This window comes from Streptomyces bungoensis (assembly GCF_001514215.1).
Taxonomy (GTDB): domain Bacteria; phylum Actinomycetota; class Actinomycetes; order Streptomycetales; family Streptomycetaceae; genus Streptomyces; species Streptomyces bungoensis.
The window spans coordinates 248,579-272,585 of sequence record NZ_KQ948855.1 but is presented as its reverse complement, the minus strand read 5'-3'; the positions used below and the strand labels follow the sequence as shown (position 1 = coordinate 272,585).

General features: G+C 69.8%; 20 protein-coding genes. 16 read left to right on the top strand and 4 right to left on the bottom strand.

The window, feature by feature from the left end; genetic code table 11:
• Nucleotides 1–146 precede the first annotated feature (146 nt).
• Together AQJ66_RS38845 and AQJ66_RS13645 are read left to right on the top strand one after the other, a co-directional pair.
• The gene (locus AQJ66_RS38845) at nt 147–599 is read left to right on the top strand and encodes a hypothetical protein (protein ID WP_159052564.1); all 453 of its coding nucleotides are present in this window, start codon (nt 147–149) and stop codon (nt 597–599) included.
• 25 nt (nt 600–624) lie between these two features.
• Nucleotides 625–1,371, top strand: a complete 747-nt coding sequence (locus tag AQJ66_RS13645) for a hypothetical protein (RefSeq protein WP_061920639.1) — start codon at nt 625–627, stop codon at nt 1,369–1,371.
• Nucleotides 1,372–1,887: 516 nt separating this feature from the next.
• On the opposite strand, the gene AQJ66_RS13640 is transcribed toward AQJ66_RS13645, so the two are convergent.
• A complete protein-coding gene (locus tag AQJ66_RS13640) occupies nt 1,888–2,232 on the bottom strand; it encodes a hypothetical protein (RefSeq protein ID WP_244162817.1) in 345 nt (114 codons plus the stop codon).
• Nucleotides 2,233–2,477: 245 nt separating this feature from the next.
• Between AQJ66_RS13640 and AQJ66_RS38840 the strand changes: the two genes are divergently transcribed.
• The 4 genes from AQJ66_RS38840 (at nt 2,478) to AQJ66_RS13625 (ending at nt 7,629) form a co-directional block, all read left to right on the top strand.
• On the top strand, nt 2,478–2,663 hold the full coding sequence (locus AQJ66_RS38840) for a hypothetical protein (RefSeq protein ID WP_159052563.1): 186 nt from the start codon (nt 2,478–2,480) through the stop codon (nt 2,661–2,663).
• On the top strand, nt 2,660–3,427 hold the full coding sequence (locus AQJ66_RS13635) for a hypothetical protein (RefSeq protein ID WP_061920636.1): 768 nt from the start codon (nt 2,660–2,662) through the stop codon (nt 3,425–3,427). The genes AQJ66_RS38840 and AQJ66_RS13635 overlap by 4 nt, the downstream gene beginning before the upstream one ends.
• Before the next feature lie 112 nt (nt 3,428–3,539).
• Nucleotides 3,540–7,022: a tetratricopeptide repeat protein gene (locus AQJ66_RS13630; protein ID WP_061920634.1), complete on the top strand. Its 3,483-nt coding sequence runs from the start codon at nt 3,540–3,542 to the stop codon at nt 7,020–7,022.
• A gap of 106 nt (nt 7,023–7,128) precedes the next feature.
• The gene (locus tag AQJ66_RS13625; protein WP_061920632.1) at nt 7,129–7,629 is read left to right on the top strand and encodes a hypothetical protein; all 501 of its coding nucleotides are present in this window, start codon (nt 7,129–7,131) and stop codon (nt 7,627–7,629) included.
• 106 nt (nt 7,630–7,735) lie between these two features.
• Here AQJ66_RS13625 and AQJ66_RS13620 read toward each other — a convergent pair whose 3' ends face one another.
• A complete protein-coding gene (locus AQJ66_RS13620) occupies nt 7,736–8,764 on the bottom strand; it encodes a hypothetical protein (RefSeq protein ID WP_061920631.1) in 1,029 nt (342 codons plus the stop codon).
• A 256-nt stretch (nt 8,765–9,020) separates the two neighbouring features.
• On the opposite strand from AQJ66_RS13620, the gene AQJ66_RS13615 reads away from it, so the two are divergent.
• Together AQJ66_RS13615 and AQJ66_RS13610 are read left to right on the top strand one after the other, a co-directional pair.
• Complete coding sequence (locus tag AQJ66_RS13615; protein WP_061920629.1) at nt 9,021–9,860, top strand: helix-turn-helix domain-containing protein; 840 nt, start codon at nt 9,021–9,023, stop codon at nt 9,858–9,860.
• On the top strand, nt 9,857–10,063 hold the full coding sequence (locus tag AQJ66_RS13610; protein WP_061920628.1) for a DUF397 domain-containing protein: 207 nt from the start codon (nt 9,857–9,859) through the stop codon (nt 10,061–10,063). Before AQJ66_RS13615 ends, AQJ66_RS13610 begins: the two co-directional genes overlap by 4 nt.
• A 44-nt stretch (nt 10,064–10,107) precedes the next feature.
• Here the strand turns inward: AQJ66_RS13610 and pglX are convergent, their stop codons facing one another.
• On the bottom strand, nt 10,108–13,884 hold the full coding sequence (gene pglX / locus AQJ66_RS13605; protein ID WP_061920627.1) for a BREX-2 system adenine-specific DNA-methyltransferase PglX: 3,777 nt from the start codon (nt 13,882–13,884) through the stop codon (nt 10,108–10,110).
• A 235-nt stretch (nt 13,885–14,119) separates the two neighbouring features.
• On the opposite strand from pglX, the gene AQJ66_RS13600 reads away from it, so the two are divergent.
• From AQJ66_RS13600 to AQJ66_RS13565, 8 genes are all read left to right on the top strand, one after another.
• Entirely contained in the window at nt 14,120–16,792 is a 2,673-nt protein-coding gene (locus tag AQJ66_RS13600; protein ID WP_159052562.1) for a hypothetical protein, read from the top strand.
• Nucleotides 16,793–16,976: 184 nt separating this feature from the next.
• A complete protein-coding gene (locus AQJ66_RS13595; protein WP_061920623.1) occupies nt 16,977–17,786 on the top strand; it encodes a GNAT family N-acetyltransferase in 810 nt (269 codons plus the stop codon).
• Nucleotides 17,783–19,000 carry an amidohydrolase family protein gene (locus tag AQJ66_RS13590; RefSeq protein WP_061920621.1) on the top strand — a complete coding sequence of 406 codons (1,218 nt, stop codon included), beginning with the start codon at nt 17,783–17,785 and terminating at the stop codon, nt 18,998–19,000. The genes AQJ66_RS13595 and AQJ66_RS13590 overlap by 4 nt, the downstream gene beginning before the upstream one ends.
• A complete protein-coding gene (locus tag AQJ66_RS13585) occupies nt 18,991–19,956 on the top strand; it encodes a radical SAM/SPASM domain-containing protein (RefSeq protein WP_061920619.1) in 966 nt (321 codons plus the stop codon). The genes AQJ66_RS13590 and AQJ66_RS13585 overlap by 10 nt, the downstream gene beginning before the upstream one ends.
• A 17-nt stretch (nt 19,957–19,973) precedes the next feature.
• The gene (locus tag AQJ66_RS13580; protein ID WP_061920617.1) at nt 19,974–20,324 is read left to right on the top strand and encodes a PqqD family protein; all 351 of its coding nucleotides are present in this window, start codon (nt 19,974–19,976) and stop codon (nt 20,322–20,324) included.
• Nucleotides 20,325–20,346: 22 nt separating this feature from the next.
• Nucleotides 20,347–20,964 carry a hypothetical protein gene (locus tag AQJ66_RS13575; protein ID WP_061920615.1) on the top strand — a complete coding sequence of 206 codons (618 nt, stop codon included), beginning with the start codon at nt 20,347–20,349 and terminating at the stop codon, nt 20,962–20,964.
• A gap of 114 nt (nt 20,965–21,078) precedes the next feature.
• Nucleotides 21,079–21,534 carry a hypothetical protein gene (locus AQJ66_RS13570; protein WP_159052561.1) on the top strand — a complete coding sequence of 152 codons (456 nt, stop codon included), beginning with the start codon at nt 21,079–21,081 and terminating at the stop codon, nt 21,532–21,534.
• Nucleotides 21,535–21,538: 4 nt separating this feature from the next.
• Nucleotides 21,539–22,615 (top strand): amidohydrolase family protein, encoded by a 1,077-nt coding sequence (locus AQJ66_RS13565; RefSeq protein ID WP_061920611.1) that lies wholly within the window; start codon nt 21,539–21,541, stop codon nt 22,613–22,615.
• A gap of 100 nt (nt 22,616–22,715) precedes the next feature.
• Here the strand turns inward: AQJ66_RS13565 and AQJ66_RS13560 are convergent, their stop codons facing one another.
• Complete coding sequence (locus AQJ66_RS13560; RefSeq protein WP_159052560.1) at nt 22,716–23,981, bottom strand: LIM domain-containing protein; 1,266 nt, start codon at nt 23,979–23,981, stop codon at nt 22,716–22,718.
• Nucleotides 23,982–24,007: the final 26 nt, after the last annotated feature.

Here is a 24,007-nt window from a genome sequence, read left to right as displayed (position 1 = left end):
CCGAGACACCGTCGACGGAATCCTCCGCCCCGAGCCGCGGTGACGGAGGCCAGGGCGGCGGGGACTCGGGCACGGACGGCGGCACCAGCGGTTCGGGCGGAAGCTCCGGCGGCAGCACCACTGCCGAACAGGGCGAGGCGCCCCCGGTGCGCGTCGAACTGTCCGGCGGGAACCTTCCGGGCGGGCTCCAGGACTCCGCGGACGGCTGCGATTTCGGTATCTGTGCCACCTGGAGCGCCGACAACGTGGTCATCGGCAGCCGGTCCTTCAGGACGGGCTTCGTTCTGACCTGCTCCGTCGCGTGCGGAGCGAACGACAGCGGCTACTTCCAGATGAAGACGGCCGGCAAGTACACCAGGTTCGACGGGACGTTCGGGATCGCCGCCGACTCTCCCGGGAGCGACAAGACACAGACACTGGAGCTGACACTGGCCGATCAGGGCACCGGAAAGGTCCTTTACTCGAAGACGCTGGAGTACGGCAGGACCTACACACTCAAGGGTCTGGACATCTCACACGTGGGGCTGTTGCGCATCACGTTCGCGGGGCCGCTCGCGTCCGCCCATGGTGCGGTGGGAGCTCCGGTTGTCCACAGGTGAGGCAGCACGATCGGGGCAGAGGAACATGCGCGTCCGGAGCACGGTGATCGGGGGGTCCGTCCTGGTGTGCCTGCTGATGCCGGTGGTCACCGCATGCGGTGACACCAACAACATCACGCAGCACGCCGGACGGGACGGCAAGGTGTGCGTCGACAACGCGGCCTGTCAGGAGGGGGCGGCGGAGTCCCCGGCGTCGGAGACCCCGGATGCCTCCAGCCCATCGGACACGGAACCCGCAACGGAACCCGGTTCCGGCAGCTCTGCCGGTGGTGGCACCGAGGACCAGGCGTCGTCGGCGGCTCCCGGCCCCGCGAGGTCCGGGGGGACTCCCGGCGCGGCGGTCTCGGACGTGCGTCTGCGCTACCTGACCGACGTCGGCCCCATCGGGGGCTACGGCAACAACGAGGGCAAGGGACCCTCCCGGCTCGGTGACTCGGTCCTCCCGCAGAGCATCGAGTTCGCACCGGGTGTCTTCGCCACCGAAGTCAAGTCCCTGTCGTTCAATGTGCCGTCCGGCCTGACCCGCTTCCAGGCGACTGTCGGGCTCGACCAGAACACGCTGCCCGACTACGAGGCACACCTCGGCATCAGACGCCGCGACGGAACGACGCTCGCCGACCTCACCCTGAAAAGCGGAGAGACCTACCCGGTTTCGGAGGACCTCGGTGGCACGAACCTGATCACCATCGATGTCGAGATCGTGCACTGGGCCAAGGACGCCATCAACAGCCGACCGCACGTGGTCGTGGGCAACGGCAGGTTCGTCAAGTAGTCCCCGGCACGGAGGACGGCCCGGCCGCACCCCGGTCACGGCGGCCACCCCGGCCCAGACGTGGGGGCGGTGGGCGAGGGCGTCGGGCTTGTCGGGCACTGGTCGAAGCCGCCCGTCAGGGTGTCGCTCGCCCGCTGTCAGACCGTGCCTCCGCGTCGGCGGTAGGTGATGATGCCCTGGATGTCCGTTGGTCTCCGCCCCCTCCGTCGGCCGCCCGGACCGTTCGACTTCAACCCGGAGGTGTCGTGCACAAGTTCGATCACTGCAAAGGGGGAGCAACGGCTGTTGGTGGGGTCTGGGTGCGGCCGGCGATGCGGCTGGGAGAACCGATGCCCCGCCGAGGTGACGCGGGGTTCGTGCACTGCAGAGGGTCTCGTCGCGGACGGACCAGGGCGTCAAGGACATCTTCCGGTAGACGGTGGGGTCCGGCCCTGTCGGGGTTGTCGCGCCCTGCGCCACCGCCCGAACGGCCGCCGCCCGTCCCGCCGGGGTTCCCGTTCGCGCGAGGATTCCGGGTCAGACGTAGGCATCCCCGAACGCCCGCGCGAACTCCGGGTCGGTCACCGTCCCGTTGCCGCCGCCTCCGGTGCGGTGGCCGCGGCCGGAGAGAGCCATGACGGGATCGAGCACCTCACCCATGTAGTGGCGGATCCAGTCGGAGGGCTGTCCCTCGTAGGCCGGCAGCGGGGTGAGGACCGCCAGGCTTCCGGTGGGATGGCTGACGACGCCCCAGACGATGCGGTACGTCCCGACGCGGCTCACGATCAGCCCGTTGGGCCTGACGTCCTGGTCCTCCGCGAGACGCGGAGCCGCCTCGAGGATCGCTCCGGTCGTGTCGTCCGGACCGACCGACGTCTGCACCTGGTGACGAGTCCGGAACTCTCGATCAGCCCGTGGAGTGACTCGACCCTGGTGCCCCGGGCGTGTGGGCTGAGTGTCAGGCGGTACACGGCGGTAGCCCTTCGTCGCAGGAGACGGATGCGGTGCGTAGTAAGGGAGTTGGGTGTCCTCGGCTGAGTGCGGGGGAGTCGTCGTCACTCGGAAGACTACCCGCCGAGTTCGGTACATCCGGTGCAACTGGTTTGAATTCTGCGGATAATCCGGTCATGGGTTCACCACCGCCGCAGCCCGAAGTGGGCGACATCCGGTTCAACGGCACGACCGTGGAGTACTTCGACGGCACCGGATGGGTGCGGCACGAAGAACTCCCCGACGACCAGGCACCACCCGACCTGCGCGGCCACGACGAGGACGGCACAGGGCCGGACGACGACCCCTCGTTCCCGGGATGAGCAGCCCCGCCGAGCCGCCGGCCGGCGACCCGGGCCCCGACCCCGTGCTCGCCGATCTGCGGGCCTCCGTCGACGACATGCGCGCCACGGCCCGCTGGATCACCGGAGCGGCGGCGGGAGTCGGCGCTCTGGTGCTGGCCGGTGGGCCACTCGTGATCGTCAAGGACCTGAACGACGCCGGAGACGTGGCCGCGGCCGCCGGCGGCATGCTGCTGGCCGTCGTCGGGGTCGTCTGGGTGGTGTGGCGCACCAGCGAGGTGCTCAGCCCACGGACGGCCACGCTCGACGATCTCGGCTCACCGGACCTGGCCGGTCTGCGGAAGCTGATCGACCGGTCACCGAGCGACTTCTACGGCCCGCATGCCACCGACCCGGCCGCGCTGCGGCGGGAGCGCCGGCTGCGGCTGACCGTGGCGGCCCGTCTCGAAGCCCTGCTGGCCCGTGAGAGCGATCCCGCGCGGGTGCGGGTCCTGACCCACGAGGCGGCCGTCGCCCGGCGGAACGCACTGCTGATCCAGCGTCTGCAACAGCGACTGCTCGCCTGGATCCACGCCTGGCAGGTACGGCAGTCCCTGCTGCGGGCCCGGCGGGACACCCTGCTGGCCGCGCTGCTGGTCCTGGCCGGTGCCGTCCTGTACGTCACCGCGCCACTCGACGCGAAGGAGGAGCCGACCGTCGTGTACGTCTGCGAGGCGGGTGCCGCCGCGAAACCGAAAGCCGTCCACGCGGCCGCCCACGGGCAGGGGGACCCCTGTGCTCGATGAACCGCTGCCGGCGTTACCCCCCGGCCCACTGCACTGGCGGCTTCGCATCCGGCATGCCGCCGTCACCCTCAGCGCCGGCTCGGAGATTGTCGCCGAAGGTCCCGGTGCGGATGTGTCCTTCTCCCTGACGGAGACCGTGCAGGCGCTGCACCGGGCGTACGAGGCCGCCGGCCGGGGCGCTCGCCGACGCGCGACCGGCGTCCCACCGCAGGTGCTGATGCGGCGTCTGGGAGGCCTGCTCGCCGAGGCGGTGGGCGTCCCGACGCTCCGCGCCCTCACCACGGCGTCGGAGAGCGGGGCGGCGAGGGAGCACGGCCTGCCGCTCACCATCGAGGCGGAACGGGGACGGCTCGACGGGCTGCCGTGGGAGGCCCTGACGCTGCCCGGCCGGTCGGCACCGCTGGCGCTCCACCCCACCATCCGTCCGTACCGCAGCTTCGGCGACCACCTGGTGCCCGCACACGCCGGCCGGCCGGACCGACCGCTGCGGCTGCTCGTTCTGCTCGCCGGGCCCCGCAAGGCCCCCGGCCGCCGGGAGCCCCTGCTCGACCTGGACGCGGAGACGGCGCGTCTGGCGGCTGCCGTGTCCAGGATCCCGGGCCGCGCGGACCTACGGGTGCTCAGCTCCGGCAGTCTCGCCGCGCTCGGCGCCGCGCTGGCGGAGAAACCCGCCGACGTCGTCCACATCGTCTGCCACGCCAGGCCCGGCGAACTCCTGTTGGAGGACGAGGCCGGGGAACGCGAGCCGGTGACCGCCGAGGCCCTGTGCCGGGCCCTGCGAGGCACCCACGGTGTCCCCGCGGTGGTCCTGGCGGGCTGTTCGACGGCGGCGTCGGTGAACCGCTCTCCCGCCGGGCCCGCGGAGCCGGCGCACCACAGCAGGTCTCTGCCCGGGCTGGCACAGAGCCTCACGGAGTCCGGCGCGCCCGCCGTCGTCGCCATGTCCGCACCGGTCCGGGACGCGTACGCCGGCGCGCTGATGGCCGACATGTACGCCGGGCTGGCCGCAGGCCGGCCCCTGTGGGAGGCGTTGCACGACGCCCGCACCGAGCAGGAACGCCTCCGCCGCGCCGGCAACGACTGGCTGCCGGAATGGCATGTGCCGATTCTCTTCGCCGGGCCCCGCCCCGAGCCGGTGGAACCCGACCGCGGTGAGGCCCCGACGCCGGCCGCCGCGCCCGAGGCGCCGCTCGCGCTGCCGCTCGGCTCGTTCGTGGGCCGCCGGGCGCAGTTGCGCCTCGCGCTGAACGCCCTCGCCGACGACGGCTCCGGGCTCGTCGTGCACGGGGTGGGCGGGGTCGGGAAGACCGCCTTCGTCGGCGAGTTGCTGCGGCTGCGGGCCGCGTCGACCTCTCCCGTGCTGCTGAAGGGCCCGGTCGGTCCCGACGAGATCCTGCGCGGCGTCGCGAAGGTGCTCGTGGGGGATACGGACGACGCACGGATATCCGAGCTGTCCGACGCGGAGCGGCCCTGGTCCGTGCGCCTGGCCGTCCTCGCCGGCCTCACCGCCACCGACGCGGGCCCGAGTGCGGGCGCGGGCAAGGAGGTTCGTCCCACGGCGCCGGAAGGACCTGCCCGGTCGCTGACGGTGGTGCTGGACGACTTCGAGGCCAACCTGATCCGCGACCCGCGCGGCCGGATCCGTTTCACCGACCCCGAACTGGCGGACTTCCTCACCGCGTGGACCACCCAGGCCACGGCCACCTCCCTGCTGATCGCCTCGCGTCATCCCCTCCCGACGGCGGACGGACCCGCCTCTCGGCGTCTGCACCAGCTCCCGCTTCCTCCGCTCACCCCGGACGAGACCGATCTGATGCGACTGCGACTGCCCCTGTCGCGGCGGCTGCCCTGGCGGAAGTGGCGGGAGATCCGGCAGGTCGTCGGCGGTCATCCCCGTACGTACGCCTATCTGGAAGCGCTCCTCGGCGCCGGTCGGACGACGGACGACCTGGCGGGCCGTATCGGCCGGCTCGGCGGTGGCCTCGACGCCGCGCGCGCCCGCGTCCGGGGCGAGCTGCGTCCCGCCGTGCAGGAGGCGCTGAGCCTCACGGCCGCCGACACCCTGCTCGGCGACCTGCTGTCCACGCTGGACCCGGCGAGCCGCACCGTGCTGCACCGCGCGGCGGTGCATCGTGTGCCCGTCCCGGCGTCGGCGTTCACCGGCCCGGACGATGCGCCGGAGAGTCCGGAGGGGACACGCGAGCGCCTCGGTGCGCTGGCCGCCTCAGGGCTGCTGGCCGAGGACGGCAAGGATGCGGCCGGTGTGCCGTTGTGGAGCGTTCACCGCTGGACCGCGGCCGAACTGGACCGTCTCGACCCGGAGGCCGCACAGGACGCCCACCGCCGGGCGGCCGCGTACACGGAGGGGGTCTTCTCCGACACCGGTCTGCCCGAACCGGTACGCGTCGACGCGGCGTTCGAGTCCCTGCACCATCTCGACGCCGTCCGGCTGCACCGGGAGGCGGGAGCGCTGGGCCGCCGCCTGTGCGGGGTGCTGCACGCCATGGGCCGCTGGACGACGGAACGGGCCCTGTGCCGGCGCATGCTGGAGTGGAGCGAACCGGGCACGGAGTCGGAGGCCGTCGTCCATCGCCAGCTCGGTCTCATCGCCCGCGACCGGGGCGACATGAGGGAGGCGCGCGAGCACCTGGAACGGGCCCTGGCCGTCAGCACGGCGGCCGGCGACCCGCTGGGTGTCGCCTTCGCCGAGCACCAGCTCGGGTCCATCGAGCACGAACAAGGCGATCACAGCACCGCCGAGGCCCGGTACCGCCGGGCCCGCACGGCCTTCCGGGAGCTGGGCCGGGAACGGGACGCCGCCGCCACCCTTTACCAGCTGTCCATGCTGAACCAGTACGACGGACGCCCGGCGGAGGCCAGAGCCGGTTTCGAGGAGGCACAGGAGGTCTTCGCGAAGTTCGAGGACGCCGGCGCGGTCGGTGCCTGCCACCGCAGTCTGGCCTACCTGGCCGAGGACGAGGGGGACCTGGACACCGCCATGGCCCACTGCCGCTCGGCGCTGGCTCTCTGCGAGAGCACAGGTGAAGCGGCGCAGGCGGACGAACTGCGCAATCAGATCGGCACCTTGTACGTGCTCATGGAGGACTACCAGGCGGCGCACGCCGAGTTCGACGCCGCACTGCGCTCGGCCGTCGCCCGTGACGCACCCGAGGAGATGGCCCGCTCCCACCAGCACCTGGGGGTCTGCGCGGAGCGCATGGGCGCCCTGGACATCGCGGAGGAGCACACCCGTACGGCCCTGGAACTGAACCGGGAGCTGGACCGTGTCGCCGCGCAGGCACAGTGCCTGCGCCGTCTCGCCGTCCTCGCCCGGCTGCGCGGCAGGCCGGCGGACGGACTCGGGTACGCCCGCCGTGCTCTCGTCCTCTTCGGCCGCACCGACGAGACCGGAGACCGCCCCGACACCTACCTCACCATCGGCGACTGCCTGCGCGACCTCGGCCGTGTCCCGGAAGCCCGGCGCTTCTACACGTCCGCCCTCCGGGACGCCGGGACGCCCCGCCTCGTCGAGCGCGCCCGTGCGGCCCTGCGGGAGCTGGACGAGGACAGCAAGCGGAAAGCAGAGGGGAAGTAGAGAGAAAGTAAGCGGAAAGCATTTGACAGCAACCCGCCTTCTTTCCCCATGCTGTTCCCCGTCGGGGGCGTTCGTCACCGTCGGGTGAAGGCGAAGGGGAATGACAATGATCAAGGTGACCATCGAGGCGGAGCCGGGGGAGATGCCCGCGCTGATCGAGGCGCTGGCGGCCCACGGGGCCGAGTTCAGCCTGCGCAGCAAGGCGCGGCCGGCGCAGCGCAGCGAGCCCGTGCTGAACGCGGACGTGCTCGACCTGCTGCGCACGCGGGCTCCCGCCCAGCAGCTCGACCACTTCGTCTCCTTCGTGGAGACGGAGGTCCGCGAGCACGGAGCCGTCGCCGAGCTGGGCACCGAGAAGACGAGCTACGTCAAGCTCTACGTGCCCGGCCCCCGCAAGGTGGGCGCGTACTGCTACGTCCGGCCCGATCGCGGCTACCTGGACTTCCGCGTGCCGATCGACGCCGCGGACGGCTGCCGTTTCGCGTACGCGCGTGACGTCCGGAGCGACAACTCGCACCCGGTGCGCTGCCCCCTGACGAAGGCGGACGCCCTGCCCGAGGCGCACCGGCTGGCCGACCTGGCTCGGGAGATCGCGCAAAACGCGTGACCGGTCGCGCCTCGGACCAGCGGGACGTTCCTCCTGCTGGTCCGAGGTGGTGTGCAACGCGGTTCCCAGGTGCCCGGGACGAGGGGCTGGCGCGGAGCCGGTGCGATCACATGGGCACGGTGGTGGTGCGGGCGGTGCACGCCGGACACAGGGGCTCCTCTCCGGTCGGCCGGAAGAGGGTCGCCTGTACGTGGTCGCCCTCGCATTCGCGGAGGGTGGCGAGCCGGGTGGAGAGGCCGGGGCGCTCCTGCGGGGCGTGCGGAGGCGCGTTTCGCGGTGGGGGCGAGGCGAGCGCGGGCGGGACCGGTGGCACCTCGGTGAGGAGGTAGCGCAGGAGGCCGCCGGGGCGGTGGACGCGGGTGTCGCCGTCGGGGAGGTTGCGCAGGATGTGGGCGCGGATCGCGGCGGGCGGGTGCCCGGCGGCGAGCCAGCGGGCGGTGAGGTCCGTCAGCTCGGCGTGCATCGCGCGGGGGATGGTGCGCAGGGCCGGGTCGAGGTCGCGGTAGGAGGCGGCGAGGGTGCGGGCCTCTTCGAGGTGGGGGGTAGGGGGGTGGGGCCTTCCGTCCTCGTGGTCCTCGCGGTCTACCTGGGCTTGCGGGGCTTCCGGGGCTGGCGAGGCGTGCGGGGCTTCGGGGGCTTCGGCGGGTGCGGGGGCATCGGGTGCGTCCTCGGGGGGTTTGGGGGGTTGGTTGTGGGTGTCCACATGGGTGTCGCCGTAGGGAAGACCGTCGGTGAGCCGACCGGTCCGCTCACCGGCCGCCGGATTCCGGGGACTCGGTGCGACCTGCGGCGACGGCGTCACGGGCATCCGGGCGAGGAGTTTGGCGGCCTCCGCAGGGTTCAACGGCACGTTGGAGACGAGCTGTTGGGTGACCCAGTGGCCGCCGGGACCCTGGACGCGCCGCTCGTGTACGAAGCCTTCGTCCTTGAGCTGGCGCTTGGCTCGGGTGAAGGCGCAGGCGCCGATGTTGGCGCGTTCGGCGGTGCGGGAGAGGGATTCCCTTGTGCCCTGGGGGAGGGAGAGCTGCCAGGTCAGGAGGCGGACCGCGTCCGAGGAGAGGCGGGGGTGCCGGATGATGTCGTGCGAGAACTGGGTGTAGGCGCGCGGGGGCGCGATACAGTGCCTGTAAATCACGGTGGAACTTGCCTTCCACTGGTGGTTCAGGCCCTCGCGAACGGCTGCAACCGTTGCGGGGGCCGAGTTATGTGCGGTGCGTTGTTGGGGTGACCGTACCGCACGGAGAGTGCGCGGATGGACGCGTCGAGTGAAGAAAGCTTTCGCTGGTCAGCGTTCACTCACACGAGTCAACCTGCCCGAGTTTGCGATCGGTTGGCGTACGCGACTCCTACTCTGCGATCACGGACGGTGAGCGTTGGGTGAGGAGGGTCGTATGGAGTCGGGGGCGGACTCGGGCGCGGGGGTGGAGGGGGAGGCCGGCGGGGAGTTCCTGCGGTGCTTCGGGCGTCAGATCAAGCTGCTGCGGGAACAGGGCGGCCTCACCCAGGCGCAGTTGGGGGAACGGGTCGGCTACGGCGAGGCGCAGATCGCGGCGGTGGAGCAGGGGCGGCGCATTCCCAAGCCGGACCTGATCGATGCGGTGGATCGGGTGCTGGGGGCGACGGGCGTGCTGGTGGCGATGAAGGAGGAGGTGGCGAAGGCTCGGTATCCGTCGTTCTTCCGGCGTTACGCGGAGATGGAGGCGCAGGCTGTTGAACTGCACGCCTACGACAACCACGTGGTCAAGGGCCTGTTGCAGACGGAGGAATACGCGCGTGCGGTCTTCACCATGTGGCGTCCGCTGTTGGACCCCGAAGTCATCGAGCAGCGAGTGGCCGCACGACTGGAGCGGCAGAAACTGTTCTCACGGCGACCTACCCCGCTTCTGAGCTTCGTCGTCGAGGAACAGGTACTTCGGCGCCCCATCGGCGGTCGCCAAGTGCTGCGTGGCCAACTGGAGCAACTGCTGCTCGTCGGGCACGAACGCAACGTGGAGTTGCAGGTCATGCCTACCGACCGCGACGAACATGCAGGGCTTGGCGGCGCATTCACGTTGATCCATCTCGAAGGCGAGCGCAGGATTGGCTATATGGAGGTGCAGGAGGCGAGCATCCTGTACACCACGCCCAAGAAGGTCAGTCCTTTGGCATCGACGTATGGCGTTCTCCGAGCGCAGGCGCTGACTCCCAGGGAGTCGCTGGCCTTCATCGAGAAGCTGTTGGGAGAGCTATGAAGGCAAGCAGCCCCGAGCCTGCCGCTGGCGAGCTGAGCTGGTTCAAGAGCAGTTACAGCTCAGGCAGCGGCGGAGACTGTGTCGAGGTCGCGGACGCCGGTACGGCCGTGCTGGTCCGTGACTCCAAGCGGCCGGGGGAGGCGTTCCTCTCCGTCGGCGCCGATGAGTGGGCCGCGTTCGTACGGATGGCCGCGTGCGGCTGAGGTGAGCAAGGAGGGGCGGTCGGCAGTCGACCGCCCCTCTCCGCTTATTCGCTCTTCTTCTTGCGCCCGCCGGTCTTCTTCTCGGGGCGCCAGTTGACGAGGTCGGACTCGGAGAGCTGGCGGTCCGTACGGCCGCTCTCCAGGGCGGACTGGAACTCCTCGGCGGGGTTGCCCTCCCACTCCTCGTCGTACTCGCCGTGCCACTGGTGGACCCAGGGCAGCACCTCGCGCAGACCGGCGAGCAGCGGTACGAAGCGGGGGTCCTCCTTGGCCCAGCCGCCGTTCTCCACGCGGTCGCGGATCATGCCGACGAGGGCGTCGGCCTGGTCGCGGTGGTTCCAGCCGGCCCAGCCGAGGAGCAGAGAGCCGTCGGAGTCGGGGGAGGCACCGGGGTAGGAGATGAACCGCTCCTTCGGCACGTCGAGCTTGCCGCGGTTGGACCAGTAGGAGTGCTTGAGGAAGTCCGCGCCGGTGTACTTCGGCGGCACCTTGATGTCGAGCCGCTGCCCGGTACGGTCCTCCTCGCGCTGCTGCTCCCAGACCTGCTCCCATTGGGCCCGCTTACGCAGACCGGAGTCCTTGTAGCGGAGGGCTGCAAGGTACGGCACGTGCTCGGCGTCGATCACGGCCGCGAGGACGGTGGCGAGGGAGGCGTCGCGCTTGCCGAGGTGGTCGGCGGCGTACAGCTCGGCCACGGCCTGGACGTCCTTGTCGTGGCGCAGGGCGTCGGCGAGCTGGTTGACGGTGAGCGGCCGGGGCACGGTGAACCCGTCCCGCTCCTCGAACCACAGGTCTTCGCGCTCGGCAGCATCGAGCAGCCAGTTCCGGATCGCGGAGGCCTCGCGCTTTTCCCAGGGCTCGATGGACCAGCGCCGCTTGTACTCGGGACGCTCGATGAGGCGGATGTCCTTGTTGGCCTCGATGAGGTCGATACGGGCTTGGACGACCTTGCGGTAGGCCTCGGGCCAGTGGGCGGGGATCTCGGTGGTGGGGGTGGACCCGTGCCGCTCGAACCAGGCGGTCTCGGCTTCCTCAGCGGCCACCTTGCGAGCGAGCACAATCTCGAAGGCACGTTGACCGAGGCCGACTTCCGGTACGTCGTCGGTGGTGGTCCGAGCAACCTCCTCGGCGGTGAGCAGCCCATAGGCGCCGTAGACGGTCCAGTCCAGCTCTTCCTGCAAGGCGATCATGCGGGCACGGATCTGCTCCTGGGCACGGCGGGCCTCGTCCAGAGCTTCGCGGGTGGGTACAGCGTTGTCGGTGAGGGTGGAGGGGGCGTGCTTGGCTGACTCCTGAGCGAGGGAGTCGAGTTCACGACCGAGGGCAAGAGGCAGCTGCTTGGGTAGCGGGAACTCCTGGAGCTTGGTTCCGGTGAACTCGTAGCGCTCCTCCCAAGCCTCATCCTTGATGCCGCATCCGACGCCGCTGCCGCCCTTGCCCTGGCTCACCTGCTTGAGCCAGAAGCAAGCGGCCGAGGAGTTGAGCACCCCCAGCAAGTCCAGATGCTGCTCCTCACCCGCCCCCTCAGGCAACTTGATCACTGGCGCGGACTGCTTGAACACCTTCCCGCCCCGGTCCAGCACGAAGTGGTTGTGCGTGGCCACGAAGGCGAAGGGGATCGACAGTTGGGTGCGCAGCTTACTTGGATACAGCTCCTGCCATTCGTGCCAAGCCATGCCTCGTTTCAGCATGGGTACGCCGAACCGCTTCCGTGACGAGATCGCCGTACGAAAGTCACTCAGCAACTGCCGTGTGGAGCCCACAGCGGCAAAAGGAAGAGTCCTGTATTCGCTGTCGTAGACCCAGATGGATTCAAACTCGGCTTCCAGTGAGAAATCCCGAATCGTGTCACCCGTGACTAGGGTTTGAGTGGTGGCGATCTGGAGACGACGCGCCGCGCCATTCAGAGGCAGCAGGTAGAGGTCGTCCTCACCGGTAACCGACGTGATGCCGATTGAGTCCGCGAAACCGCCGAGAGTGCGCGCAGCCGCCGTCTCGATGCGCTTCTTGGTGGTTCCTGCTCCTCCGCCGCTCAGCGACCAAGGGTGGTTGGCGAACCGCACTCGTTCGCTGTTCTCGACACTAACCCACTCCGACTCACTCCCAGGCCGCCCCACCTGCTCCTTGACCGCTGTCCACACAAGCCCTTTCGCTGGATCGTCTGGTTGGCGCGGTTCGCCGCGCACGCCAAGTACTGCCCGGATCGGGTCGGCCTGCCGGGGCTTATGGTTACGTCCGGCCAGAACCACGGTCGGGGTCCCATGCCCCGGAATGAAGGCACCGGATGTGTCGATGACATGGGTGAGTGTGACACCCGAAAAGTCGCGTTTCCGGCCCGTACTCGGATCTTTGTACTCTCTGCCACCGTGGAAGTAAGCCTCGATGAGGACCTTCCCAAACTCCCGCTTCATGAAGGAGTTTGACGTGATCTGACCGGTGAAACCTCCGTCGTAGGAACCGGTGTCGGCGCGAATCGCCAGCTCGAAGATGCGCTGCGCGAACGGAACCGACAGTGCGTACTTGCCAGCACAGGAGAAGTACGGTTTCCGATAGTTCTGGTTTTCCTGGCTGTCCTTCACGGTGATGTACGGCGGGTTCCCCACAACCACGTGATAGGAGCCCCGACCTAGCAGGTCTACCTCCCGTTCGTACTGCTCTACGTCCTCAGTTCGATAGTAAAACGGCTCCTTCTCAGCGAACAGGGTGTCGAACGTCTCCGTCACCGTGTCCAAGTTCCGCCCGTGCAGCAACGAGTCCGCCACAGCCACCCGAATGGGCAACCCAGGCGCCGCACTCAACTCCCGCACGCCCCCCGCCTTCAAGGCAGCCACCAGCAACCGGAACCGGGCGATGGCCACAGCGAACGGGTTCTTGTCAGCGCCGTGCACGGACTCCAGCGCCCGCCGCACCAGCACCCACGGCTCGGTCCCCGGCTCGGCCTCCCGCCACTTTCCCAACAGCCGCTCGAACATGCCCAGCAGGAAGTGCCCGGAGCCGCACGCGGGGTCGATGCATCGCAGCCCCCGGACGACCTCCTCGCCGCCCGGACCGTCGGCCCACACCTCACCGTCCCAGCCCGCCGGCCGGTGCTTCCACGCGGGCGTCAGGCCGAACTCCTCCACGGCCGGCTCCAGCGTCAGGTCGAGGATGAACTCCTCCACGAACACCGGCGTCTGGAGCAGCGCGTACGTCTTGCGGGCGTGCTCGGACAGGTCCTGGTAGAGGTCACCCAGGAACCGCGTGCTCAGCTCGGGGTCGGTGAAGTCGTGGACGATCTCGCCGTCCGCGCCCCGCTTCCGCCAGAACGCGAGCAGCGCCGTCGCCGCCTCGTACGACGGCGTGACCTCGTACAGCGGATTGTGGGCCCGGTCGAACAGCCCCTCCACCGTCCGGTGGGACTTGGCCAGCGCGTCGAAGGAGTCCAGCAGCCAGTCGCGGTCGTTCTTCGACGGGTTCTCCCGGAAGTACGCGTCGTGCCGGTCCTGCGCCTCGGCCAGCCGGTCACCCGGCCCCGACAGCCACGCGTCCGGGATCAGACCGTTGTCCTCGCTGAACCGCACGAACACACACGCCAGCACCCACGCGGCGGCGATCTGCACGACCCGCTCGTCACGCCACGTCTCGTACATCGCCGCCGTACGCTCCGCCGCGACGGCCTTCTCGTACTCGACGCGCAGGGCGTCCCGGAACCCGGGCTCGTTCTCGGTCCGCGCCCGGAGATCGTCCTCCAGGAGCCGGGCCTGCGCCTGGAGATCCTTCAGCAGCCGTGTGCGGTCCAGCGAGGCCCCCGCCCCCTGCGTCCCCTCAGCCGTCACCGTCACAGCCGCACCTCTCATCCTGCTCACGGCCCCGCGATCACCGCGGACGCACGATTCCCCGCGAGCCCCCCAAGGCCCGCCGTCCCATCCTGCCAGCACCCGCGTCCCGTCCATCCCCATGTGCGTCTTTCGGCGAAGAGCCTCCGACCGGCGGCGAGGGGGGCCATCATCGTCACGCCCGGTTCGCGGCGGTCGACGGGCGCGCAACGACAGGCTCATGCCGGGCGGGGGATCACGGGTGCGTGGCACACGTACGGACGGCGGGCCGGTGCGGCCCTCGACGAGCGGCGGAGTGCCGACCGCGACGCTGATCAGAGCGGGTGCCGCGGTCCTGCTGGCCGCGCTCTGCCTGTGCCTTCCCGGTGCCGCTCGGGCCGTGGCGTCCGGCGGCCAGGAGCCGAAGGACCGGGTCGGGACGATCACCATCGAGGTCGGCTGGGACCGGTCGCGGCAGGAAGTGGTGATCATCGAGACCTGTTCCTATACGCTCGCCGCGCGAAGCCCTGGACTGGCCCAGGCGCGGATCGACGGTGTCGGACGCTGCGACCAACCCGGGGTCCTGCGGGATCGCAAGGTGCCGGACTTCGACGGTGCCAGGATCCGGCCGGACCGGGTGATCCAGCGTTCGGCGCACGCGCGGGCACAGGTGCGGTCCTTCTTCGTCCTCTACCTGGATCGCCGGTCCGGGGAGCAGAAACTGACGATCACCCCGCACCCGGAGGCCAGGGCGGACCCGAGAAGCGGCTTTCCCCCCGACGTGTGGATGGTGACGGTCACCGCGCCGAAGTGGTCGTTCAGCAATGTCCACGGCCCTGTCGAGTCGCAGTCGGCGGACTCCGTCACCTGGCGGGTCGACACCGCGACGGGATCGGGGAAGGAAGGACCGGCGGTCGCTCGCTCGGTCGAGCTGACCCGTTCGGTGAAGACCACCAGAATGCCGACGGCGCGTCACCAGACGCGGGGCGAGATGCTGACCGCGTTCGCACTCGCCGGCTGCGGCATTGGTGCCGTCGCCGCCCTCCTGGTGGCCGGTCTGGCCGGTCCCGCCGTGCCCCGCAGGTGGGCGGCGGCCACCCTGGCGTTCGCGGCGGTCGCGTGCGCCTGTGCGCGCTCCGCCCTGCCCACCCCGCCCTTGCCGCCCGGCACCACACACCTCGACTTCTTCTATGCCAGCATGCCGATCCCGCCGGCCTACACCTGGTCGCCGGGGCCCGTGCTGGGCCTCTGGCTGTGGTACGTCCTGCCGACGGCGGCGTGGTGGTTCACCCGCCGCGTGGTGACGGGCAGGCCGCCCTCGGGGCCGACACTCGTCGCGAGCTGCGTGTCTCCGCTTCTCTCCCTGGTCCTCATGGCGGCCGGTGGGACGGCGTGGGACACCGGTGCCGGGGCCCGACTGGTGGCGGCGGCACTGGCCGCCTCCGCCCTGGCACTCTCCGGTCAGCGGCTGCGCAGGGGCAGCGCGGTGCGCAGATGGGCTCCCACGGCCGGAGCGCTGCTCTGGACGGTCCTCGTCACCTGGGAACTCGCCCGCACCCCCGTCATCGCCGACGGACACGCGGAGCTGAGCGGATGGAGCGCGGTCGCGGCCCTGGTCTGCACCTGGCCCGCGGCGGCCTGGCTCGTTTCGCTCCTGGCGCCCGCCCTGCGGCGCACTCTGGGACCCGCGGTGCGCACCGCCTGCTTCCTGCTCCTCTGGGTAACGCTGGTTGCCCCCTTCGTGGTGGCGTACCTGCCGCCCACACCGCTGAGCCGTGGGAACGAGGCCTGGTACGAGTACCGTCATCCGCTGTTCACGGACTACGCGGCCTTCCCGTTCTTCGTCATGACCGTCTGCGGCATCGCCGTGCAGATCGCCTACCTGTGGCGGCGCGGCGCCAGGGGCGACACCGGGCGAGCCGTGGAGCCCGTCGGCAGGGTGCTGCTGGTGTGCGCGGCGCTCACGGCGTTCGGCGCCCCCAACCTGCGCACCCTGACGATGTGGGGAGAAGCGCTCGCCGTCCTCTCCGCGTCGGTCGCCTCGCTGGTCCTGCTGCCGATCGGATCGGCTGCCTCCACGGCCAGGCTGCGATGCGTCGGCCGCCGGGGGCACGCCCGTTTCATGGACCGCTGGCTCACGACCCAGCTGATCTGGGACACCCGGGCCGACTTCCAGCGGTCCGCCCGGTCCGCGCTCGCGGAGGACATGACGGTGTCGGACTTCTCCGACCGCTGGCGCGGACTGGCCGTGCCCGGGCGCAACGGCGATCCGGAGTCGAGGCTGAGGCGGGCCAAACGGTTCGCCCTCGGCACGAACGCGGGGCGCAGTCCCTGGACCGCCGGGCTCGTCGGCGCGGGACGCGCCCAGCTGCTGGCCCTGCCCTGGGCTGTGTACAAGGCCGTGACCAGCGGAACCGTGGGGGCGGACAACTTCATGCCGTTCCACCTGAATCTGATGTTCCAGATACTCCGGTTCACGCACTGGGCGCTGTACGGGTTCGTCTACGGCTACTTCTACGCGATGCTGCGCGGCCTCACCCCCGTCGGCAAGGCGGCCTGGCTCATGCTGGGCATCCTGCCGGCCGAGGTCCTTCCCATGGCGACCCTCACCGTGGATCCGCAGTACGCGCGGGATCCCTCCGTGAACGACCTGGTGACGGGGTGCGCCGGGGTCGCCGGGCAGACGCTCGTCCTGTGCATGCTGCTGGGGCTCTGGTGGGAATGGTCGCTGGCCCGGGCCGCCGGAATGAAGTGGTCGCAGATCAGGAACTTCCGCCGGCTGTCGTCGATCACCGTCCCCGCCGGCACGGTGCTCGTCGCCGGAGCCACCGCCTTCGCCACCACGATCGCAGGGACCTGGGCGCAGCCCGATCTCAAGCCGCCCGGTGAGGTCCAGTCCTCCCAGCCGGCCCACCCCTCCGAACCGGCACCGTGAGCGAGTCGCCGCGACACCGAGCGGCGGTGCCGATACGGCGCCGCGTCGGATCGCTCGAATCCTTCCCTCGGTATGCGACGTTGCGCCATAATCTCCCTACTCTCGGTCATCCCGTGGAGTGTTCCCTCGCCGCCCCACCGGGCCGTCGGAACCCTGTCGGCTCATCGCTGCGCGCAGGAGGGACATGTCCGTCTCCGATCCCACAGTCGGTGATCTCCTCGTCTTCCACTTCGAGTGCCTGCAAGGGATGTACTTCTCGGAGTACCAGCGGCTCGAGGGCGGTTCTCTGCTCTTCAGCGACGCGATCAAGGACCCGTACTACAACTTCTTCGCCCCTGGATCCCCGACTGCCGCAGCCGCGTTACCGGCCGCGATCGAGGAGGAGTTCGTCCGGCGCGGGCGCCAGCCGGCCCTGTACCTGACGCCGCAGGCGGCGCAGGCGGACACGTCCGGCGCCGGGAGAGATGTCTGGGCCACGGACGCGTGGCTTGTCGGCGACACCGCGGCACTGGCCGGGCCGGAAGGCGGGGACGGGAACCTGCGCCTGCGGACCGTCGGGCGAGAGGACCGGGAGGCCTACGTCGCCACCTTCACCGCGGCGTACTCCGGAGACGACCCGGACGACCCCTACGGTGACCTGGACAGCGCCTACTCCGAGAGCCTCGGGGCGTCCTTCGGCAACGAGGTCCCCGGTTACCGGAAGTACTACGTACTGGCGACCCTCGACGAGCAGCCCGTAGGGGTGGCCGCGCTGTTCACGGCGGGCGGCCTCGCCGGTGTCTACGGTGTCGGCACGCTGCCCGGCCACCGCCGCGCCGGCATCGGCTCCGCCATCATGCGGTACCTAGCCCGCATCGCCGAGACGGACGGGTGCGCGCACATCATGCTGCAGACGGAGGCCCGATCAGCCGTCCAGCGCTGGTACGAGCGTTTGGGCTACCGGCACGTCTTCGACGCCTCGTACCTCACCGTCGCACCGGAAGCGGGTGCGTGACCGGCGCCACCGCCGGCCTCGGGGGAGAGCTCAAGGGAACGTTCGGTGGCCCGTTACGCCACCTGAACGGGCTCACCGTGGTCGACGTCCGCCGGGGGGAGACCCGTAAGGCATCCATCACCCTCTCCCAGGGCAGGATCCTCGCGCTGGACGAGCCCGCTCCCGAGGGCGCCGAGATCGTCGACCTGGACGGTTGCTGGGCCACACCCTCCTTCGTGGACATGCACGCCCACGTCACGTTCGAACCCCGGACCCATGACGGCGCGGTCACCTTCGCCTTCGACGAACCACCCGAAGTCGGCGGACTGCGTGCCGTGCAGAACCTGACGGAAGCCCTGCGCAACGGCATCTGCCTGGTCAGGGACGTCGGCGGCCGGGCGCCCCACATGGCCGAGGCCAAGCGTCACGTGGCGTCCCGGCACATCCTCCTGCCCGAACTGGTGACCAGCGGTGAGCCGCTCTGCCTGCCGAACGGGCACGGCTCGGTGTTCGGGCAGCACCTGTCCCAGAGCACGCTCGACGAGCTGGTGGACCGGCAGGCGGCGGCAGGGCACGAGTGGCTGAAGATAATGAACGGCCCGGAGCTGTGGCCCGACGAAGAGCTGGAACGGATCATCCGGTCGGCTCACCGCGCGGGCATGCTGACCGCCGTCCACGCGTTCACCCCCGCCGGGATAAGAGCCGCCGTCCGGGCCGGCGCCACCACCGTGGAGCACGGGATGGTCGCGGACCCCGACCTCATGGAAGAGGCCAAGGGCCGCTCCACGGTCTTCGTGCCGACCGCGTACTGCTCATGGATCTCCCTGCGTGCCCGGTTCGTCATGAGCCAGCCGGCGTCCGAAGTGGCGATCCTCGACTACTGGCACGCATACCTTGAGGAGTGCCGCCCGGCCCACATAGCCGCAGGGCTCCCCGTCCTGGTCGGCACGGACGCCGGATGCGCGCCCTGCTCCTTCGACGACTACGTCGACGAACTGCTCAGATTCGAACGCTGGGGCATCGCGCCCATGGAAGTCATCCGGAACGCCACCATACGAGCTGCAGAGTGCCTGGGAAGAGCGGACGATTTTGGATCCATAGACGTCGGCAAGTGGGCCAACCTGGTGGTCACCGAACACGACCCGACGGTCTCGCCGGCCGCGTTACGGCATCCGACCCTCGTCCTCTACAAGGGAAGCAGCGTCGTCAACGCCCTGGGGGAGAGATGGCCCTGACCGCGCCGCTGAACGTCCACTGGGAACTGACCAACCTCTGCAACCTCAACTGCGTGCACTGCTACCAGCAGGATGACGGCCCCCGCACCGGCCTGCCTCACGCCGACCTGCTGCACGTCATCTCCCGGCGCATCGTGGAAGCCGGCGTGTTCGAGGTGACCCTCACCGGCGGCGAAGTGCTGCTCGTCCCCCAACTACAAGACATCGTTACCTACTTCAACTCCCACGGCCTGCGACCGCACATCACGTCCAACGGCATGCTGGTCACCGACGAGAAGGCGGACTGGCTCGCCGCGGCCGACGTCACCTTCCAGGTCAGCCTGGACGCCGCCGACCCCGGGCGCCACAACGACGTACGCCGTTCGCCTCACGCGTACGACAGGGCCCTGGAGGGCGTGACACGGCTCGTCGAACGGGGGGTGGAGGTCTCCTTCGCCTACACCGCCATGCCCGACAACCTCCAGGAGATCGAAGGAGTGCTCGCCGTCGCCGCCGAGCGGGGAGTCGGCCGGGTCTGCGTCGGCGAGGTGCTGCCCGAGTTCGGCGATGCTGCCAACCGGCGGCGACTCGAAATAGCGGCGGAGCCCTTCGGGCAGTTCGCGGCAGGACTGCGCGAGTTGCGCGAGCGCTACCGCGGCCGGGTCGACCTCGCGGCGGCGCTGCTGTCCGGACACCTGCACGACCAGCGTCTGCGCGCCTCCCCGTGCACGGCACTCGACCGCGACCTGGCGATCCTGCACGACGGATGGGCCTACCCGTGCCCGTTCGTCAGGGACCGGCGCCGGCGTCTGGGCGACGTCCGGCGGCACGACCTGCGCACGATATGGGGCGGCGCCCAGGCCCAGCGCTTTCGCGAGGAGAAACGCACACAGTCGACGAAACACTGCGTGAGCACGGCTCCTCCACAGGGCCCGGTTCTCGTGCAACTCGGCACACGGCCACCGACCACGGAGTAGGCAGACTAGGAGACGTCATGACCTCGATCGGTGCACTGCCCAGGTTCACCTCACGGCAGGAGGGCGACGGGTTCGTCATCCTGGTACAGCACAGCAGCCGGTACCTGTACGCGAACGCGAGCGCTCACGAACTCCTCGACAGGCTGCGCTCCGGCGCCCCGGCGGACGAGGTGGTCTCCGCGGTGGCCACACGGTACGCACGGGACGACGACCAGGCCCGGCTTCTTCTGGCAGAACTGGTCGACGTGGTCAACGGCCGCCTCGAACGTGCGGGCGCAGCCGCCGGGCCGGCCCCGAGCATCCGTCCGCTCAGCGACCTTCTGGGTGAAAGCGCCGACCGGTGCGAAACCTTCGGCATGCCCCTGTGACGACCCCCGACAGAGAAAGACGGTGGCAGCGATAGCCGGCATCAGCAACACCCTCATCTACGTCGAGAAGCAACTCATCCTTCCCATCGGCGTGAAACTGGTGGGCTCGTCCCTCGCCGCGCGCAACAGCGAGCAGATCAGCGGAGGCTTCAGCTGGTTCCTCGCGGCCAAGCTCGGGTACGCGGCCGAGGCGGGTGCGGACATGTACCTGGCCGACCTCTTCCCCGAGGACATCTTCTCGTTCGCGTACGCGGAGATCGAAAGGAAGAACCTCGGCGTCCGGGACTTCGCCGAGGCCGTCGGAAGTCGTCAGGTCACGCCACCCGACGTGGTGACCATCGACGGAACGCTGCGGTTCCCCGACATCACACCGCAGGCGTACGACCCGTTCCGGCCGCCGGCCATCCAGATCCCCGATCAGTACAGCGTCTACGGCTACCAGTGCTTCACCGGAGTGCTGGAGAACAACGGTTTCGAGATCCCCATCTACTTCCTCGTGGAGTCGGCCGAGCTGGTGTTCTACGCCCACAACAAACCGGTGGAGGTCGTGGGAGTCGTCAAGTGGTCACCCGGTTACGAGGTCGCGGGGCACGTCCTCAACGGAATCGTGCTCGCGGCTGCACTGCTCCTTCGACGGTGAGGAGGAGCTGCCATCCGACGCCGTCCGCCACCGCCGGCCCTCGGGCTGGTCGACGTCATCTACGTCACCCCCTGGGTGGTCGGCTCCCTGTTGCTGCACGACATACCGACTCCGGTGACGTTGGCACTCCTGCCCCTCTTCATCGCGAGCTGGTGGCAGGACTGGCGGTCGGCGCGCACCGCCACCTCGTACTTCTCGGGTGAGCTGGTCGGGTTCGACGCACTCACCGCGGGAAACTACGTCGCGCTGGTCGACGGCTGGCGCCGTCCGGCACCACAAGGGGCGTGGCTCAGCACGGCCACGCTCATCAGCTGGGCCGGTGTCTTCGCCATCTACGTCGCATGGAACGTGGCCGTGATGCGCAAGGCGGACCAAGCAACCCGAAAAGCCTTCCTGCGCTTCACCCTCGCCGAACTTCCCCTGCTGGCCATCGGTATCGCCCTCATCGCCGTCCAGACGACCGTCGGCTGGGACATCCGTTGGCTGCAACCGGTCGGCGTCGGCCTCCTGGCCGCGTCGCACGCCGCGCTCCTCGTCATGTGGCGGGTCATGTCCGCGAAGGAGGACTAGGGACATGCTCGTCTCGGCAGACTCCCATGTCGTCGAGCCGCCGGCCGTCTTCCGGGACTACCTGGACGCGGAGTGGCGAGACCAGGCGCCGCGTCTCGCGCCGGACCACGCGGGCGGCGAACGCTATGTCCTTCCCGGCACCACGAGGTCGATCGGACTGGGACTCGCCGGGTCGGCCGGCACCCCCGGTAAGGAACTACGGGAAAGCGGCACGGCGTTCGCCGACATCCGGCCGGGCGCGTGGCAGCCCGGCCCGCGCCTCGAAGACCAGGACGCCGACGGGGTGGCGGCCGAGGTCCTCTACCCCACCGTCGGGCTCTTCCTGCTGCGCCACATCAACCGTGCCTACTCCGCTGCCTGCATGGCGGCCTACAACACCTGGCTGGCCGAGTTCTGTGCCAAGGCGCCGGACAGGCTGATCGGATGCGGCGCGACCGCCGTCACGAGCCCCGACAGCGCTGTGCGTGACCTCCGGTCGATCCGCGGCAAGGGACTGAAGGGCGCCCTGCTGCCGTTGGAGCCGGCCGAGGGCTTCTACGCCGACGAACGGTTCGACGCGCTGTGGGCTGCTGCCTGCGATCTCGCCCTGCCGATCACCTTCCACGCGCTGCCCCCGGACCGGCGCGCGCCGGCCGCGGGCCCCGGTGCCGCGGTGATCCTGCCCCTGTGGGACGCGCAGGAACTGCTCACCGGACTCGTCTTCGGCGGTGTCCTGCACCGATGGCCCGCACTGCGCATCGTGTTCGCCGAGTTCGACGCCGGTTGGGTGCCCCATCTCGTGCAGCGCCTGGACCACTACTTCCACCGGCACCACCGCTGGCTCAAGCTCGACGGGCGGATTCACCGCCCGCCGTCCGAGTACATCGCCCGTGCCGTCCACTTCACCTTCCAGGACGACCCGACGGCCCTGCGGCTCGCGCTCCACTCACAGACCAATCTGCTGTGGGCGAGCGACTTCCCGCACGCCGAGTCCACCTGGCCGGCCTCCAGGTCGCTGGCCTCGGCCGGCTCCGAACTCCTGCCGGCGCGGTTGTACGACGAGTTCTTCTCGACTCGGGCACGTTCCCTGTACGGCATCTGAGGTGACGCCGACGGGGTAGTACACGTCGTGACGTCGGCTCGTGCCCTCCACGGCAACGTGCCGCGCGAGAAGTCATGGCCCTGCGATTCACTGGCCCGCGCTACGTTCCTCGCTCGTGCTCACGAACGTAGGTGAAGCCGCGGGGTATCTCGTGAGGCCCTGCCAAACCCGCTCGTGCGTGATCCTCTCTGTAGGCGGCTTTCGCCTCCTTGCTCGCCTCTTTGCCGAGGTGCCCGATGCGCATCAGATGTCCTGCCACGCGGTGAGCGCTCGTCCCGTGGCCGGCTCCAGGGTCGTCCCGCAGGTCCTCGCGTTCCGCATCTCGAAGCGTCGGCGCGTAACAGAGCAGTGGAACCGGGGTCTCCCCGCGCCGTGCCGGATAGTGCAGCATGGCTGCGGCGTTGATGCTGCCCTGCTCCCATGTGAGGATTCCGCGGGAAAGGAGCCGTTCGATCGCGCCGTCGATCTTTCTCCTCGCCGGTCGCTCCGACTGTGCCCGCTCGATGGTGTTCCGGATCAGCGCCTCCTGCGGCAGCAGTGCCCGGCCCTTCTCGTCCAGGTACCCCAGCTCGCGCAGAGCGATCAGTACCAACTCCTCTACCCGGTCCACGCGGGCGTCGAAGGCTGCCAGTTCACGGGTCATGATCTTCGGGTCGTAGGCGTAGCGCACGACGGTGCCACCGAAGACAACAGGACCGTCCAGAGGGGTGTAGGCCAAGCGGAGCTTCCTCCACAGGTCCCATCCCACGGACACGCGTGTCCCGGGAAGGACGAAGGGCTGCCACGTCAGCCCGGTCAGTTGTGCTTTGCCACCCCTCACACGGAGCCTGACGTTCTTCTGTTCGTCAAGAATCCGGATGCGGTGACGGCCGCGCAGAAAAGTGAGGTCGAGCGGCTCATGAGGGGCGGCTCGGTCGGCCATGTCGGCCGGCACGGGGCACGTGCCGTGCAGTAGATGCTCGGCACGCACATGAAACTTCCACTCGATTCTGAGCCCAGTGTTGGCGACCGAGTAGGGGAGCCCGCTGTCGAGTTCCTGGACGACGACCCGTGCGGAATTGTCCGTCCGAAGGGCTGACGATTGCCTGCCACCAGGCTCCGACGGGGAGACGGAGGCTTCCGGCGTCCGACCCGTACCAGCCGGCGATGACTGATCGTGCCCCGTGTCTGATGCTTGAAGGTTTCCGTAGCAGGCATTGCAGAGGAGAGCGTCATCGCGCACTGCGACGGATCGTGCTGACTTCGTCTGAGCGCACCGCGAGCAGGTGAAGGACGCTAGCGCCTCCAACCTCACCAGTTGCACGCCACCACGGCGCGGCTTGACTTTCGCGATCCTCTTGCCGAGAAGGGTCGCCCCGACCTTCATGACAACCCCCCCGGATGTCACGGCAT

Coding starts and splice junctions, on each gene's coding strand:
- AQJ66_RS13645 (WP_061920639.1), top strand. CDS start 625: ATGCGCGTCCGGAGCACGGTGATCGGGGGGTCCGTCCTGGTGTGCCTG.
- AQJ66_RS38840 (WP_159052563.1), top strand. CDS start 2,478: ATGGGTTCACCACCGCCGCAGCCCGAAGTGGGCGACATCCGGTTCAAC.
- AQJ66_RS13635 (WP_061920636.1), top strand. CDS start 2,660: ATGAGCAGCCCCGCCGAGCCGCCGGCCGGCGACCCGGGCCCCGACCCC.
- AQJ66_RS13625 (WP_061920632.1), top strand. CDS start 7,129: ATGATCAAGGTGACCATCGAGGCGGAGCCGGGGGAGATGCCCGCGCTG.
- AQJ66_RS13615 (WP_061920629.1), top strand. CDS start 9,021: ATGGAGTCGGGGGCGGACTCGGGCGCGGGGGTGGAGGGGGAGGCCGGC.
- AQJ66_RS13610 (WP_061920628.1), top strand. CDS start 9,857: ATGAAGGCAAGCAGCCCCGAGCCTGCCGCTGGCGAGCTGAGCTGGTTC.
- AQJ66_RS13595 (WP_061920623.1), top strand. CDS start 16,977: ATGTCCGTCTCCGATCCCACAGTCGGTGATCTCCTCGTCTTCCACTTC.
- AQJ66_RS13585 (WP_061920619.1), top strand. CDS start 18,991: ATGGCCCTGACCGCGCCGCTGAACGTCCACTGGGAACTGACCAACCTC.
- AQJ66_RS13580 (WP_061920617.1), top strand. CDS start 19,974: ATGACCTCGATCGGTGCACTGCCCAGGTTCACCTCACGGCAGGAGGGC.
- AQJ66_RS13565 (WP_061920611.1), top strand. CDS start 21,539: ATGCTCGTCTCGGCAGACTCCCATGTCGTCGAGCCGCCGGCCGTCTTC.
- AQJ66_RS13560 (WP_159052560.1), bottom strand. CDS start 23,981: ATGAAGGTCGGGGCGACCCTTCTCGGCAAGAGGATCGCGAAAGTCAAG.